The 12963-nt window shown below is 64.5% G+C and carries 12 protein-coding genes and 1 tRNA gene; 5 read left to right on the top strand and 8 right to left on the bottom strand.

Annotated elements, in window-relative coordinates; all coding sequences use genetic code 11:
• The first annotated feature begins 364 nt into the window (after positions 1 to 364).
• Positions 365 to 1396, top strand: coding sequence for a TM2 domain-containing protein (locus tag ABIB54_RS09770; RefSeq protein ID WP_354575331.1), 1032 nt, complete (start codon positions 365 to 367; stop codon positions 1394 to 1396).
• 376 nt (positions 1397 to 1772) lie between these two features.
• Positions 1773 to 2234: a hypothetical protein gene (locus tag ABIB54_RS09760; protein ID WP_354575363.1), complete on the top strand. Its 462-nt coding sequence runs from the start codon at positions 1773 to 1775 to the stop codon at positions 2232 to 2234.
• 160 nt (positions 2235 to 2394) lie between these two features.
• Here ABIB54_RS09760 and ABIB54_RS09755 read toward each other — a convergent pair whose 3' ends face one another.
• Both ABIB54_RS09755 and ABIB54_RS09750 read right to left on the bottom strand, forming a co-directional pair.
• Positions 2395 to 2706 carry a hypothetical protein gene (locus ABIB54_RS09755; protein ID WP_354575330.1) on the bottom strand — a complete coding sequence of 104 codons (312 nt, stop codon included), beginning with the start codon at positions 2704 to 2706 and terminating at the stop codon, positions 2395 to 2397.
• 73 nt (positions 2707 to 2779) lie between these two features.
• Positions 2780 to 3370, bottom strand: a complete 591-nt coding sequence (locus ABIB54_RS09750; RefSeq protein WP_354575329.1) for a hypothetical protein — start codon at positions 3368 to 3370, stop codon at positions 2780 to 2782.
• Positions 3371 to 4149: 779 nt separating this feature from the next.
• Here ABIB54_RS09750 and ABIB54_RS09745 point away from each other — a divergent pair.
• The 3 genes from ABIB54_RS09745 to ABIB54_RS09735 all read left to right on the top strand — a co-directional run bounded on the left by ABIB54_RS09745 (position 4150) and on the right by ABIB54_RS09735 (position 7776).
• On the top strand, positions 4150 to 4767 hold the full coding sequence (locus tag ABIB54_RS09745) for a site-specific integrase (RefSeq protein WP_354575328.1): 618 nt from the start codon (positions 4150 to 4152) through the stop codon (positions 4765 to 4767).
• 325 nt (positions 4768 to 5092) lie between these two features.
• Complete coding sequence (locus ABIB54_RS09740) at positions 5093 to 5860, top strand: hypothetical protein (RefSeq protein WP_354575327.1); 768 nt, start codon at positions 5093 to 5095, stop codon at positions 5858 to 5860.
• 107 nt (positions 5861 to 5967) lie between these two features.
• Positions 5968 to 7776: a hypothetical protein gene (locus ABIB54_RS09735; RefSeq protein WP_354575326.1), complete on the top strand. Its 1809-nt coding sequence runs from the start codon at positions 5968 to 5970 to the stop codon at positions 7774 to 7776.
• A 233-nt stretch (positions 7777 to 8009) separates the two neighbouring features.
• Here the strand turns inward: ABIB54_RS09735 and ABIB54_RS09730 are convergent.
• From ABIB54_RS09730 to ABIB54_RS09705, 6 genes are all read right to left on the bottom strand, one after another.
• Positions 8010 to 8083: transfer RNA gene (locus ABIB54_RS09730), tRNA-Pro, on the bottom strand.
• An 80-nt stretch (positions 8084 to 8163) separates the two neighbouring features.
• Positions 8164 to 8709 (bottom strand): MOSC domain-containing protein, encoded by a 546-nt coding sequence (locus tag ABIB54_RS09725; RefSeq protein WP_354575325.1) that lies wholly within the window; start codon positions 8707 to 8709, stop codon positions 8164 to 8166.
• A 162-nt stretch (positions 8710 to 8871) separates the two neighbouring features.
• Entirely contained in the window at positions 8872 to 9360 is a 489-nt protein-coding gene (locus tag ABIB54_RS09720; RefSeq protein ID WP_354575324.1) for an NUDIX hydrolase, read from the bottom strand.
• Between the two features lie 197 nt (positions 9361 to 9557).
• Positions 9558 to 11081 carry a ribosome biogenesis GTPase Der gene (gene der, locus ABIB54_RS09715; protein WP_354575323.1) on the bottom strand — a complete coding sequence of 508 codons (1524 nt, stop codon included), beginning with the start codon at positions 11079 to 11081 and terminating at the stop codon, positions 9558 to 9560.
• A 76-nt stretch (positions 11082 to 11157) separates the two neighbouring features.
• Entirely contained in the window at positions 11158 to 11844 is a 687-nt protein-coding gene (gene cmk / locus ABIB54_RS09710; protein WP_354575322.1) for a (d)CMP kinase, read from the bottom strand.
• On the bottom strand, positions 11841 to 12932 hold the full coding sequence (locus ABIB54_RS09705; RefSeq protein ID WP_354575321.1) for a prephenate dehydrogenase: 1092 nt from the start codon (positions 12930 to 12932) through the stop codon (positions 11841 to 11843). Before ABIB54_RS09705 ends, cmk begins: the two co-directional genes overlap by 4 nt.
• Positions 12933 to 12963 lie beyond the last annotated feature (31 nt).

The following is a 12963-nucleotide window of genomic DNA, read 5'->3' as shown; positions in this document are numbered from 1 at the left end:
GAACATGCCACCGTCGTTTACCGAGTTTGCTTGATAACCCCTGTTATCGCCGCTTCTTTCCGTCTGGACTGTGACGGCCCCTACCGTGGCACTGCGCCCCGTTCACCCGAGGTTCGAGGCGCAGGCAGGTGGCGGACGGCGGCTTCAGCTCCATTCGCCACCTGCTCGCGCTCTCCGCCCCGAACGAGGCATATACGGACCGGTCAGACCACCCTAGTATTCGAGAGGCTAACGAGACGGAACCTCACATGTCCATACGGCAAACCCAGGATGCTCGGTAATTACGAGTCATTCCCGCCCACGTCCAATAGGCAATTTCACCCTTCACCCTTCACCCTCACCTTCACCAAAACAGGAGCATCGCATGACCGACAGCACCACGATTCCCGCCCCCGCCGACGGCCAACCGGAGCAAAATGCACCGCAGCTCCCGACGCCAACCATCTCGGGAACTACATCTCAGAAATCCTTCCTCGTCACCTGGCTGTTCGCCCTGTTCCTCGGATTCTTCGCCGTCGACCGCTTCTACCTCGGCAAGGTAGGCACCGGCATCCTGAAGCTGATCACCTTCGGCGGATTCGGCATCTGGGTGCTGGTCGACCTGATCCTGGTTCTCGCCGGTGCGCAGCGAGACAAGCAGGGACGGAAGCTAGCCGGCTACGACCAGAGTAAGAAGATTGCCTGGATCGTCACCGGTGCGCTGGTAGTGCTCTCCATCATCATCTCCAGCGTGTCGAGCGGACACAATGCGACGGTTCCGACTTCGGCCGTTGATCCGGCCACGAGCAGCGCTCCCTCCACGGAAAAGACCCCGGCGACCGCCAAGAAGCCAGTTGAAACTGTTCAATCATGGGCGGACTCGGCCTTCGGCACTTTCGCCCCTGTCACGCAGACCGGCAAGGGTGACAACATCGTCACCTTGCCGACCGGAGCGAAGGCGGCAATCGTCACAGCCACCCATGACGGCAGCAGCAACTTCTCCCTGTCAGTTCTGGACGCGTCCAACGCCTCTACGGGTCAGCTCCTGGTGAACACCATCGGCGCCTACAAGGGCACCACCGCGTACGGCTTCACTGCGCTCGGTACGGGAACGACTATTCAAGTGACCGCCGACGGCAACTGGACAATCTCGATCAGCCCCGTGTCTACCGCCCCGGCCCTCGCTGCTACCGGCATCGGCGACGGCGTCTTCCTCTACTCGGGCCCGGCCGGCAAACTCGCCGCCACACACGACGGATCGAGCAACTTCACCGTCACGGAAGAGACGAACAAGGCGCTTCACTTCGGCCTGCTCATCAACGAGATTGGCGTCTACTCCGGCACGGTCCCCCTGAGCAGCGGTCCGTCCGTGATCGTAGTCGGCGCCGACGGAAACTGGACGCTTGCGGCCAGCTAGAAACGTCCCGCGCCCCGTTCCGCTTCGGGGCGGGGCGCCTTCCCTGACGGCCAAACTGCCGCAGCAAACCGTGAACGAAGGACACACAATGCCAAAGGACCCGACAATCGAACCGCCCAACCAGCCAGACGCCGAACAGGTGATCGAACCGCAGATCCCCAATGAACTGACACACAGCGACCCTGCACCGCCGAAGACCCCGGCCGGGTGGTATCCCACTCCCGACGGCCGTCAACGGTATTGGGACGGGTCGCATTGGACGGATCTGCCCTGGGAGGAGGGAGACGCCACGGCGACAAGCAAATCGACCGCACCTGTGCCGCGAACGAAATGGACCGCTCAGCGCCGCAAGCGAGCACTCATTGTGGGCGCGGCAGTGGTGATCATTCTCGGGCTGCTCGCAGGTGGTCTTGCTCTGAAGGGGGCCGGCGACCGTCAGGTAGCTGCAGCAAAGATCGCCAAGATCCACACAGCCGAACGACTCGCTGCCGCAGAGAAGAAAAACGCCGCAGACGCCGCGGCCGAGGCCCAACGGGTGAAGGATGATGCAGAGCGAACGACTCGTGCCGCAGAGGTGACCGCGATCGAGGCCAGCGTGAAGACACTGGCTGAGAAGGACGTCACTGACAAGCTGCTTGTCGGCCCGATCCTTTCCGTGAAGTGTTCGCCTGTTGGATCGGGATCGACGAGCGATCTCACTCAGTTGACCTCGGTGTTCGAATGCTTCGCGGCAAACAAGGACAACGGCGACGGGACCCAGTCCGGCTACACCTTCCACGCGAACATGAATTGGTCGGATGGTAGCTACACCTATGGACTTGGCAAGGCAAACGGGTAGCACCCGCGGCGATACAGGCTCGGCCCGATTTTCCCCATCTTGACAGAAGGTTCGAGAGCTATAGACGCCGAAACCCCTGATCATCACCGATACAGTGGGCACCCTTGTCGCCTGGGAGGTAGCCGCTGCTTCACATCAATGGCCACGGTAGTCCCTCCAGCTACGACCGACCCTCGGCCGTGATAGACACGATGATCCCGGTGAGATGCCAGGTATTGCCCGTCAGATACGTCTCATCAGCGACGACGAGGTAGCCCTGCTTTCCCACTTCCCACCCCGGGCCAAGTTCGCTCAGGGGAACCGTGCGGTTGTCATGAGCGGCGGTCATGCTTCCTCGACCGGGGAGACGCTTCCACGTGATGCGGCCAGCACGTTCGATGATGTGCACGGTGCCCGAGATTGTCTCGACCCGATACGCGCCGCGCTCTGGCGGGAGCTTGTCGTATCCGTCGGACGGATGATTCTTGACCATAGTCGACGGTATCCAGCGATCCGCAGGCTGCCAATCGAACGAGAACTCCTTGTCGAAGAGTCGGTCTAATCGGTCAGCGCTCACGGAACTGCGTCTGGCTTCGATCCGCAAGCAACTCACGAAGCAACCGAGCTCGGCGGTGCGGCAGGGCGCCTGCCCGCAACTGTCCCAGTTGCCGGTCGAACCATCGGGCAAGCACGAACTGATCGCGATCCGCCGAAGTCAGCCGCGGCAGAGATCCGTTCATCCTCTTGTGCCGGCTGCAGGCCTCGTAGTTGGCGATCCAAGCGGACTGCTGCGGATCCCAGGAGAAGCTCGGTGATACGTCGAGCCTGATTACCTGATAACGGACCAATAGAGTGGAGCGGCGCTGGTACCGGCTCCACTCCCCCAGCCACCGTTCCCCGTCCGGGAGCGTGGAAGCGTTGCGGGTCTTTTCCCGAGGGCTGCGCTCCTGGTCGCGCCAGAACTGCTCATGCCGATGCAAAGTCGTGATCCAGTTCGCGGCGCGACGACCGCCTGACGGACGAAGTTCGGCGACACCCGTGACGACCGCGGCTTCGATTGAGCGCAGAAGCGACGAGCGCGCATCCCATTCCGAATCAGCCGGCCAGAGTGCCAGGACACGCTGATGGAGCTCTGCCGGGGTGGGGTATTCGTGCATGAGGTGCCCTTCTGGAGGCCACGTCGATCGCGGCTCCCACAGACACATGCGCGGGGGAATTCGGCTCTGCACCCTTTGGTGCGCTGGTATTTGTCAATGACTCGGCGACATAGCGGGAACGTCAGTGCTTAGCGTGGGATCAGGGCCGAGTTAGGGCTGGTGGAGTGATGATCGCTATTCGGAGGAGCCTTGGTTGACGCACTAGAAGACGACTTCGCTGGGAGATTTCGGATCACGACTCGAACCGGCACCAGATACGTGATCGACCTCGACAGACGCCTCGTCCGCCGGGAACCGGCCTTCACCGGAGGCTCGGTCATGATGCGCAGGGACGGGCAGGACCTGGATCTGGTCTTTCTCCGCGAGTGCCGACTGGGCGCACCGTTGATCGTGCTTGTTGACCTGGATGTTCGCGGTGCCTGTTGGACTCAACGAACGAGCGCTGAGGTCACGCGCATCCGGCTCGCTCGGAGCGCACTGTGACAGGAACCGACCCTGCCAGGCCCGCCTATCTGCCCATTGTGGCGCTGCCCTATTGGCTGACACTGGGCCCGTTTGTTGAAGCGGCAGTCCGCGACAGCGCGGCGGGCTGTGGGCGAAGCGAAAGGGACCTGTTCGCCGCGGCGACCCCGATGGTGTTGTGGGCCTGGCAGGCACGAGGTGTACCTCTGGAACGGGAACGAGTGTTCCGCAATTCGCTCGTGGAGCAGTTCGTGCACCTGGGTATGCCGGGCGCGGCCCGAGGTAGCCGGGCGACGTTGCGTTCGACGCTGTGGAGGATGACCGAGATCCTCAATCCGGCAGACGCCGGTGGCCGCCACCGCCCGATTCCCCGCTCCATCCCGACGGCCGCGTATCCGAAGACAGAGATCGTGGAACTCTTTTCGTGGGCGAACGCCCAGGGCACTCCCGCCCGGAGCCGCAGTGCGCTGGCCCTGCTCTGCCTCGGCTTCGGCGCGGGGCTGGCCACACGCGAACTTCTCGACGTGCGGGTCAGCGATATCAGCACCAACACCGACGAGCGCTTCGTCGGCTCTGCGACGGCGACGGTCGTTGTGTGGAGTGACCGGCCCCGTGTTGTGCCATTCCGTCACGAATGGGTCCCCACCCTGCTCACCGTCGTGAGCGACATGGACGACGACTGTTGGTTGTTCCGACCCGGGCGCACCGGAACTTCTCCGGGACAGGTCACCGACTTCCTCACCCGGTCGCGCACTCACCTTGATGTGCGTCCATCCCGAATGCGAACCACCTGGCTGCTCCAACATCTGGCCGAGGGAATGCCTGCTGTCGAGCTGCTGCGCATCTCCGGGCTGAGAAATTATGCCGCTCTCGACAAACTGGTGCCCTTCATACCTGATGCAACCGGTCTCGAAACCTCCTCGAGAAACTCGTAACGGCCGCTGATCTGGGGAAACGAAGAATGTCGAGGCGGTGGAGTCCGACAGTCAGCGGAGGGCTGGGTGAGGCCCGAAATGAGCCGCACACATACTCTTCGTGCAAAAAATTCACCGACTCAACGACAACCTTCCCGACTCCGTCGCCGCAGTTCAGGCTCTCCGAGAAATCGACCGGCAGCTGCCAGATCATCTGTGGCGGATTCTCTCCGGCTACTCTCCGAACCGTCCAACCACGGCATGGGATGTGGTTCGACCATTTGTCATCGAGTGCGTGATCAGCATGAAGCCTCGCACCCACTCCAACGCCCGCCGGTCAATGACAATGACCGCCCTCTACGTCGCTTGGGTGTGGACAGTTAAAGGGTGCGAGCTGACCGCCGGTCGTGTGTTCAGCGACGCGCTCATCCGCCGCTACCTATCCGAGCGTCTCGCGAAGCACTCGGACGTGTACCGGTTCGACACCGCCCGGCAGCTGGCCGCGACCGCGGAGGCGCTCACCGCCAATTACATCCACCGGCTGCCCACTCCCCCTCATGGCGGGCGCGTGCGCCCTTACTCCGCAACGGAGCAAGCGACTCTCTACTCGTGGGCCAACACCCTCACCACTGCCCTGAAACGACAGAATGCGCGGGCGCTCCTCAGCCTCGCCGGAGGTGCAGGCCTGACTGCCCTGGAACTCATGGCAGTCCAGGTCGAAGATGTTGAACTGGTGGGCGCCCGCGCGGTCGTGAACGTCGCTGGTGAGCGGCCGCGGCGCGTTCCGGTTCGTGCGAACTGGGTGCGCACCTTGACCCAGAGCGTCGGTACCCGCTTCGATGGGCATCTGTTTCAGGCATACCGGCTGGAGGAGTACCCACCGCACGAGCTCCAACGATTCCTTTGCGACAACCCGTGCTCGCCCCGCCCGTCCGCAGCCAGGCTGCACTCCGGCTGGGTCGTCTCCCAGATCGATGCGGGACTGCCGCTCGGCGTGCTGCTGGAAATCACCGGGTTCACTTCTGCCCAGTCTCTGCAGCCGTACCTGAAATACGCCAAGACGCATCGTCTCGACCCCCACATCGCCCGCATCACCGGCGAAGAGGCGGTCTGATCATGGCGACCGACATCGACTGCGTCGACAACGTCGAGGAATACGACTCGGAGAAATTCGGCGGATTCTCGCTCCTCGAAGTCGACCGGGCCGGCCGCGCGGATCTCATGTTCGAAGACGATCAGGTGAAAGCCGCCTCAGACAGGGTGAAGAAATCCGGAGCCCTGGAACTTCTCACAAAGTGGGAGGCGGAAGACCGCCCCGATTACAGCCAAGGCGGACGCCCACGAATCATCTCTGCTCACGCCATCCTCGTCGGCTTGATTCTGCTCGAGCAAGAGTTCTCTTCCCTATTTTTGCGCGGACTGTCCGTGACATTCCAAACCAGGATCAGCCCAGCGGGACGGGCCATGCTTGACCTGCCCGAACCAGGCCGAAACCGACTGGATGCCCGCAAAGAACGGCAACGCTGGGAGAAGAACACCAACAACGCCTTCCATCGCATCAGTGACCTGATCGATCCGTTTCCGATGAAGCGCCACTCGGCACTCACCTACACGCAGGTAGGCGAAGTACTCGCAGCCCATGACGAGGAACACGAGAGGGTGATGAAGCTTCGGCTGGACGAATTCACAAACGCGCTCCTGCTGATGACCTACAACGAGCAGCCGCGCCGACTTCGCCGCGCAAGCAAGAAGATCGATGCCTCAATCGACCAGAGCTCAATCTCGCCGCCCAACAAAAAGGGCTACTCGAAGAAAACGTTGGGAAATCGCATTCACCAGGAATCCACACGAACAGTCGAAAAGCTCAGCCCCGGACCGGTCGATATCTTCGCCGGCTGGTACGCAAAACACGACGATGACGCCCGCCTCGATCTCAAACCAGGGATGAATGACCCGACGAGCCCAGGGAAGCGCGGAACCGGTCCTGCTCTGGTGTGGGCGTGGACCCTCAACACCATGGTGCGGGTCGACTCGGAACCTGGCGGTGTCAAACGGTTTCCGAAACTCGCTCTCGCCCTGTCGATGAGCCTGCCGAATGTCGGGGTGTCCGAAGAGGCCGTCAACCTGATGAAATTCGCGCTGAAGACGGGGCTTGAGCCCCGCATCATCGATGCCGACAAACAGTACTTCGCAAACGCCACCGTCGACAGACTTCATCAACCCACTTCCGAGCTGGGATTCACACCGTCCACGGAATATCGAGTCGACAGGCTCGGCGTCCAAGGCGGCAAAGGCGGAGCCGAGTTCATCGAGGGCAGTGTGTACTGCCCCGGCACCCCCGCCGCCCTGAAGACCGCGACGAAAGACAAACACGACGGAATCATCGACGTGCAGACCTATCTCGCGAGAATTGCCGAGCGTCGCGCCTTCGAACTCCACGCGAAAGAGCGCCCCGACGCGTCCGGCAAACAACCGCTGCGCTGCCCGGCACTCGGGGACAGCCCCACCGTCACCTGCCCGCTCCGCGAGCTCTCGAAGAAGGCCGCCAACGTGGAACGCCCCGGCGTCGACCAGGCAGATATTCCCGAGTTTCTTGACCGCATCTGCAAGCAACATTCCGTGTCATTCACCAAGGAAGACACCCTGCGGCAGAAGCAAGCCTTCCCCTTCATGAGCGAGGAATGGGACGAGTTCCACGACCACGCCCGCCAATCGATCGAGTCTCTGCACAGCGGCTTCAAGGACGAAGGCAAGGAGCTTGTCGCCTCCTCCGGACGCCGCAGGGTTCGGGGATTCGCCGCCGGGCAGATCTTGGTGACAGTCATGATCCTCAACTTCAACCTGCGCACCATCGCGAAGTTCCTGCGCGATGAAGTCGAAGCCGAAGCTGAGCCAGACCGCGTTCGCGCGGACCCTATCGTCAGACGCCGAGACCGAGTCTGGGACAACCTCTACACGAAGACCACCGCACGCGATTCAATCCTGGACATCCAAGAACGCGGCGAGCTGGAATCACCGCTCCGAACCTAGGGAGCGCACGTTTTCTCACTCCGCCGTCGGGCACCCACCACCGCAGACCGAAGAATCCAACGCGCCCAAAAAAGGGCGCGTTCGTCAGTTAACGCACCAACGCACCAATCGGTGCTCCCACAGTCAGATTCACACCGGCGACCGAGCCAGAAACGACGAAACGCTCCCGAGAATCCTCAGGAGCGTTTCACTTTCAGGCAGTTCTTAGAACAGTTCTTAGAACAGACCTTTAGTCGGGCTGACAGGATTTGAACCTGCGACCCCCTGACCCCCAGTCAGGTGCGCTACCAAGCTGCGCTACAGCCCGATGTCGATCGAAGGCGAACCTGTCGAAGACAACCTGTCCATACTAGCGCGACAGGGGCGGCCGCTCGAACGGGCCACGGCTCAGGAGCGAAAGACTTCGAGGATGGTCGGGGCATCGGCTGGCGACGCGAGCACTTCGATCTCGTCCCCGGCCGCAATCGGACCGGTGTTGATGACGCGAAGGTACGCTCCGAGGCGACCCTCGGTGGCGAAGCGCTTGACCCAGCCCCGCTCATCCTCTCCCCCGACCCAGCGGGCGAAGGTGGCGCAGGGTGAGCGCGGCATGGTGACCTCGAGCTCGACGGTGTCGCCGATGCGCCAGCGGTCGCCGACGCGGGCGTTCGAGACGTCGAGGCCTGCGACGCGCAGGTTCTCGCCGAACCAGCCGGACGGGAGGTCCCGGCCGAGCTCTGTGGTCCAGAAGTCGGCATCCTCTTGCGCATAGGCGTAGATGGCTTTTTCATCGCCGCCGTGGTTCTTGCGATCAGCCTGCACGTCGGCGCGGAGGCCGAGGCGGCCGACCCTGATCGGGCCGGTCGTGGGGCGCTTGTCGATCGCGGTGATACCGACCGTGCCGGCATCGGGGCGGAGCGCGCTCACGACGCAGGCGGCGAGGAGGGTGGGCATGAGGGGAGTTTACGTGGACGGGTCTCGCTCCCCACTCGACCAGCAGGGTGGGGGTCTCGCTCCCCACGAAGCCGCCGCCCGATCCAAAAACGGGATCGTTCGGACTGCGTCGTGTGGGCCCAGGTCGCTGGCGCTCCCTACTCGACCAGCAGGGTGGGCGACCTAGTTGACCAGCAGGAGCCGGAGGTCGGACCAGGCTGCCCCGAAGCCCGGGTGGAGGGGCAGGTCGTCGACCTCGATCACCGGCACCCAGCGCAGCTCGGCGCTTTCGGCATCCGCGATCACCGGCTCGAAGACCTCGAGTGCCTCGGCCACAACGGTCGTGTACGACCAGTAGCCGAGGTCGAGAACGGAGGTGTGGATGATGCGCAGCAGCTCCGCCGGCACGGTCGCCTCCTCGGCGGCCTCGCGCAGCGCGCCGTCAACAGCGCTCTCGCCCTGCTTGCGGGCGCCGCCCGGGAGGCCCCAGGTGCCGCCGAAGTGGCTCCAGCCGACGCGGTGCTGGAGCAGGATTCCGAGCGACGGATGCCACACCAAGAGGCCCGCGGCGCCGAAGCGCCCCCAGAATTTTGCGCCATCTGGGCCGTAGACCCAGGCGTCACCGGGGTCGCGGATGTAGCCCGGCGGGAGGGGCGGGGGGCGGTCGGACACGGGTTAAGTCTGCACTACCGTGGGTCTCGCTCCCCACGAAGCCGCCGCCCGATCCAAAAACGGGATCGTTCGGACTGCGTCGTGTGGGCCCACGTCGCTGGTCCTTGTAGTCGACCGGCACAGCGGGTCTCGACACGTCGCTAGCGCTCCTACTCGACCAGCAGGGGCGCTCCTACTCGACCGGCGGGGCTGCGGCGCTACGTGCGCTTGCGGCGCTCGCGCACCCGCATGTTCACGTTGATCGGGCTGCCCTCGAAGCCGAAGATCTCGCGCAGGCGGCGCGTGATGAAGCGACGATAGCCGGGGTCGAGGAATCCGGTGGTGAACAGCACGAACGTCGGCGGGCGCGTCGCGGCCTGGGTTCCGAAGAGGATGCGCGGCTGCTTGCCGCCACGAACCGGGTGCGGATGCTCGGCCGCGAGCTCGGCGACGAGAGCGTTGAACTTTCCGGTGGGGATGCGGGTGTCCCACGAGGCGAGCGCGAGTTCGAGCGCGGGAACCAGCTTCTCGAGGTGACGACCGGTCTTCGCGGAGATGTTGACGCGCGGGGCCCAGGCCACGTGCGCGAGGTCCTGCTCGATCTCGCGCTCGAGGTAGCGGCGGCGGTCGTCATCCATCAGGTCCCACTTGTTGAAGGCGAGCACCAGGGCGCGACCGGACTCGAGCACGAGGTCGATGATGCGCACGTCCTGCTCGCTGATCACGTCGCTCACGTCGAGCACGACGACGGCCACTTCCGCCTTCTCGAGGGCGGCGCTGGTACGCAGCGAGGCGTAGAAGTCGGCTCCCTGGGCCAGATTCATGCGCCGACGGATGCCCGCGGTATCGACGAAGCGCCACACCTTGCCGCCGAGCTCGACCTGCTCGTCGACCGGGTCGCGCGTGGTTCCGGCGAGCTCGTTGACCACGACCCGCTCTTCGCCGACGGCCTTGTTGAGCAGGCTCGACTTGCCGACGTTCGGGCGGCCGAGGATGGCGACGCGGCGGGGTCCGCCGACCTCTTCCTTCGCGACGGCCGAGACCTCGGGAAGGATGGTGAGCACGTGATCGAGCAGGTCGGCGACCCCACGACCGTGAAGCGCGGAGACCGGCCACGGTTCGCCGAGGCCGAGGCTCCAGAGACCGGCGGCCTCCGGCTCCTGGCGCGCGTCATCCACCTTGTTGGCGGCGAGGATCACGGGCTTGCTGGTGGAACGCAGCATGCGCACGACGTGTTCGTCGGTGCTGGTGGCCCCGACGGTGGCGTCGACGACGAACAGCACGGCATCGGCGAGGTCGATCGCGATCTCTGCCTGGGCGGCGACGGAGGCGTTGATGCCCTTGGCATCCGGCTCCCAGCCGCCGGTGTCGACGAGGGTGAACTTGCGTCCGGCCCACTCGCCCTTGTAGGTCACGCGGTCGCGGGTGACGCCCGGGGTGTCCTGAACGACCGCCTCACGACGGCCGAGGATGCGGTTGACGAGCGCCGACTTGCCCACGTTGGGGCGGCCGACGATCGCGAGCACCGGAAGCGCCGGGAGGTAGGTGACGGCATCCGGATCATCCGACGCGGAGTCGAGGATGTCGCGGTCTTCCTCATCGAGGTCGTAATCCTCGAGGCCCGCACGCAGCGCATTGGCCCGCATGAGCGCGTCGGACTCATCGAGCACCGCGAGCTTCTCGCTCAGCTTCGGGTCGAGATCGCCGTATTCGTCGTGCTCTTGGTCGTTGTTGTCTGGCATGGGGGTTTCCTTTGGAGTGGGTCTCGATACGGCCGTGGACGGCCTACTCGACCAACAAAAATGTGCTTCAGCGGCCCTACTCGACCAGCGGAGCCACGAGGGCCACTACCGCCTGCACGGTCTGGTCGAAGTCGAGATCTGTTGAATCGAGGGTGGTCACACCCTCGGCGGCGTTCATGAAGTCGACAACCCGGGAGTCCTGGGCATCTCGAGAACTGAGCTTTTCGGCAACGGCCGCAGCCGACTCCGTGGGTAACTCAGCGGAACGCCTCGCCATTCTAGCTTCTTCAGAAGCCGTGAGCAGTATCCGCACATCGGCGTCCGGGCAGACCACGGTCGTGATGTCGCGTCCCTCGGTGATGATGCCGGGCCGTTCGCTGCGATCAATGACCCCTCGGAACAGGTCCACGAGGTAGGCACGCACCACGGGAACCCGCGCGACCTGGCTCACCACTGCAGAGATGCGGGGGTCACGGATAGCGTCCGTGACATCCACTCCCCCGACCCGCACGAAATAGTCGTCGGGATCGATGCCGATCTCGTAGGCGAACGCGGGCAGCGAGGCGATCACGGCGTCGGCATCCGCGGTGTCGACGCCGTTCTCGAGCGCGAACCACGCGAGCGCCCGATAGGCGGCGCCGCTGTCCTGGTAGTCGAAACCGAGGGCCCGAGCGGATGCCCGGCTCACGCTCGACTTGCCGCTTCCGGCCGGACCATCGACGGCGACGACCACCCGCCCACCGCTCACCGAACGGGCGCTCACGCGCTCACCTGGGCGATGCGCCAGCCGCGCGCCTCGAGGTCGGCGACGAGTCCGGACTCGGCTTCGGGCACGACGGAGATCTCGGCGAGGCCGATCTGCTGCCCCGGCGAGTGCTCCAGCCTCAGGTCTTCCATGTTCACTCCGATGTCTCCAATCTCTGTCAGCAGGCGAGCCAACTCACCCGGCTTGTCATCGACCATGACGATGATCTGGTTGAAGCGGCGATCCTGGCCGTGTTTTCCGGGGATGCGGGCCACCCCGGTGTTGCCGCCGGCGAGAAGCTCCGCGAGGGCGCGACGGGCGCCGGGCAGCTGTGGGGCGTCGAGGGTGTCGATGGCTCGATCGAGGTCGGCGCGGTACTCCCGCAGCACTGCCGTGACCGCGGCAGCGTTCGCTCCGAGAATCTGCACCCACAGCTCGGCATCGCTCGAGGCGATGCGGGTGGTGTCACGCAACCCCTGCCCGGAGAGGGAGAGGGCGGATTCGGTGCCCCCGCTGAGGCGCCGGGCCAGCAGGGAGGCGATGACCTGTGGGACGTGGGAGACGAGGGCGACACTGGTGTCGTGCTGCTCGGCCGTCATGATCACGGGAACCGCGCCGAGGTCCAGCACGAGGTCTTCGATGACCCCCACCTGCGCGGCCGGCATCCCGTCGTGCGGGGTGATGACCCAGGGGCGTCCGAGAAACAGGTCGCCACGAGCCGAGATCGGCCCGCCCCGCTCGCGGCCGGCAAGGGGATGCGATCCCACATACCGGTTCACGTCGGCTCCGGAGTCCCGCACCCCGGCCAGCACCGCCACCTTCACGCTCGAGACATCGGTGACCAGGGCATCAGGGAAGGCGGCGAGTTCTTCGGCGATCACCCGCGCCGTGACATCCGGGGGCACCGCCACGACAACCAGCCGTGGATTATCGGTATCGCGGGCGGCGCGGCCCGCCCCGTAGTCGATGGCGAGGCTCAGGTTCGCCGGCGAGGAGTCGTGCACGATCACGTCGACGCCGAGGGCGCGGAGCCCGAGGCCGACGCTCGCGCCGAGGAGTCCGGTGCCGACGACGCGCACCTGGCCGATCATGCGGCTTCCGTTCATGGTCTGGTTTCCGTTGCTCTAGAGGCGAGGT

Source organism: Frigoribacterium sp. UYMn621 (genome assembly GCF_040549525.1).
In the GTDB taxonomy this organism is placed as follows: Bacteria; Actinomycetota; Actinomycetes; order Actinomycetales; family Microbacteriaceae; genus Lacisediminihabitans.
The sequence above is the reverse complement of the archived record's forward strand: the minus strand, read 5'-3'. Positions and strand labels throughout refer to the sequence as shown.

Coding starts and splice junctions, on each gene's coding strand:
- ABIB54_RS09755 (WP_354575330.1), bottom strand. CDS start 2,706: ATGGTCAAGAATCATCCGTCCGACGGATACGACAAGCTCCCGCCAGAG.
- ABIB54_RS09745 (WP_354575328.1), top strand. CDS start 4,150: ATGACCGAGATCCTCAATCCGGCAGACGCCGGTGGCCGCCACCGCCCG.
- der (WP_354575323.1), bottom strand. CDS start 11,081: ATGCCAGACAACAACGACCAAGAGCACGACGAATACGGCGATCTCGAC.
- ABIB54_RS09725 (WP_354575325.1), bottom strand. CDS start 8,709: ATGCCCACCCTCCTCGCCGCCTGCGTCGTGAGCGCGCTCCGCCCCGAT.
- ABIB54_RS09770 (WP_354575331.1), top strand. CDS start 365: ATGACCGACAGCACCACGATTCCCGCCCCCGCCGACGGCCAACCGGAG.
- ABIB54_RS09705 (WP_354575321.1), bottom strand. CDS start 12,932: ATGAACGGAAGCCGCATGATCGGCCAGGTGCGCGTCGTCGGCACCGGA.
- ABIB54_RS09740 (WP_354575327.1), top strand. CDS start 5,093: ATGACCGCCCTCTACGTCGCTTGGGTGTGGACAGTTAAAGGGTGCGAG.
- ABIB54_RS09750 (WP_354575329.1), bottom strand. CDS start 3,370: ATGCACGAATACCCCACCCCGGCAGAGCTCCATCAGCGTGTCCTGGCA.
- ABIB54_RS09735 (WP_354575326.1), top strand. CDS start 5,968: ATGTTCGAAGACGATCAGGTGAAAGCCGCCTCAGACAGGGTGAAGAAA.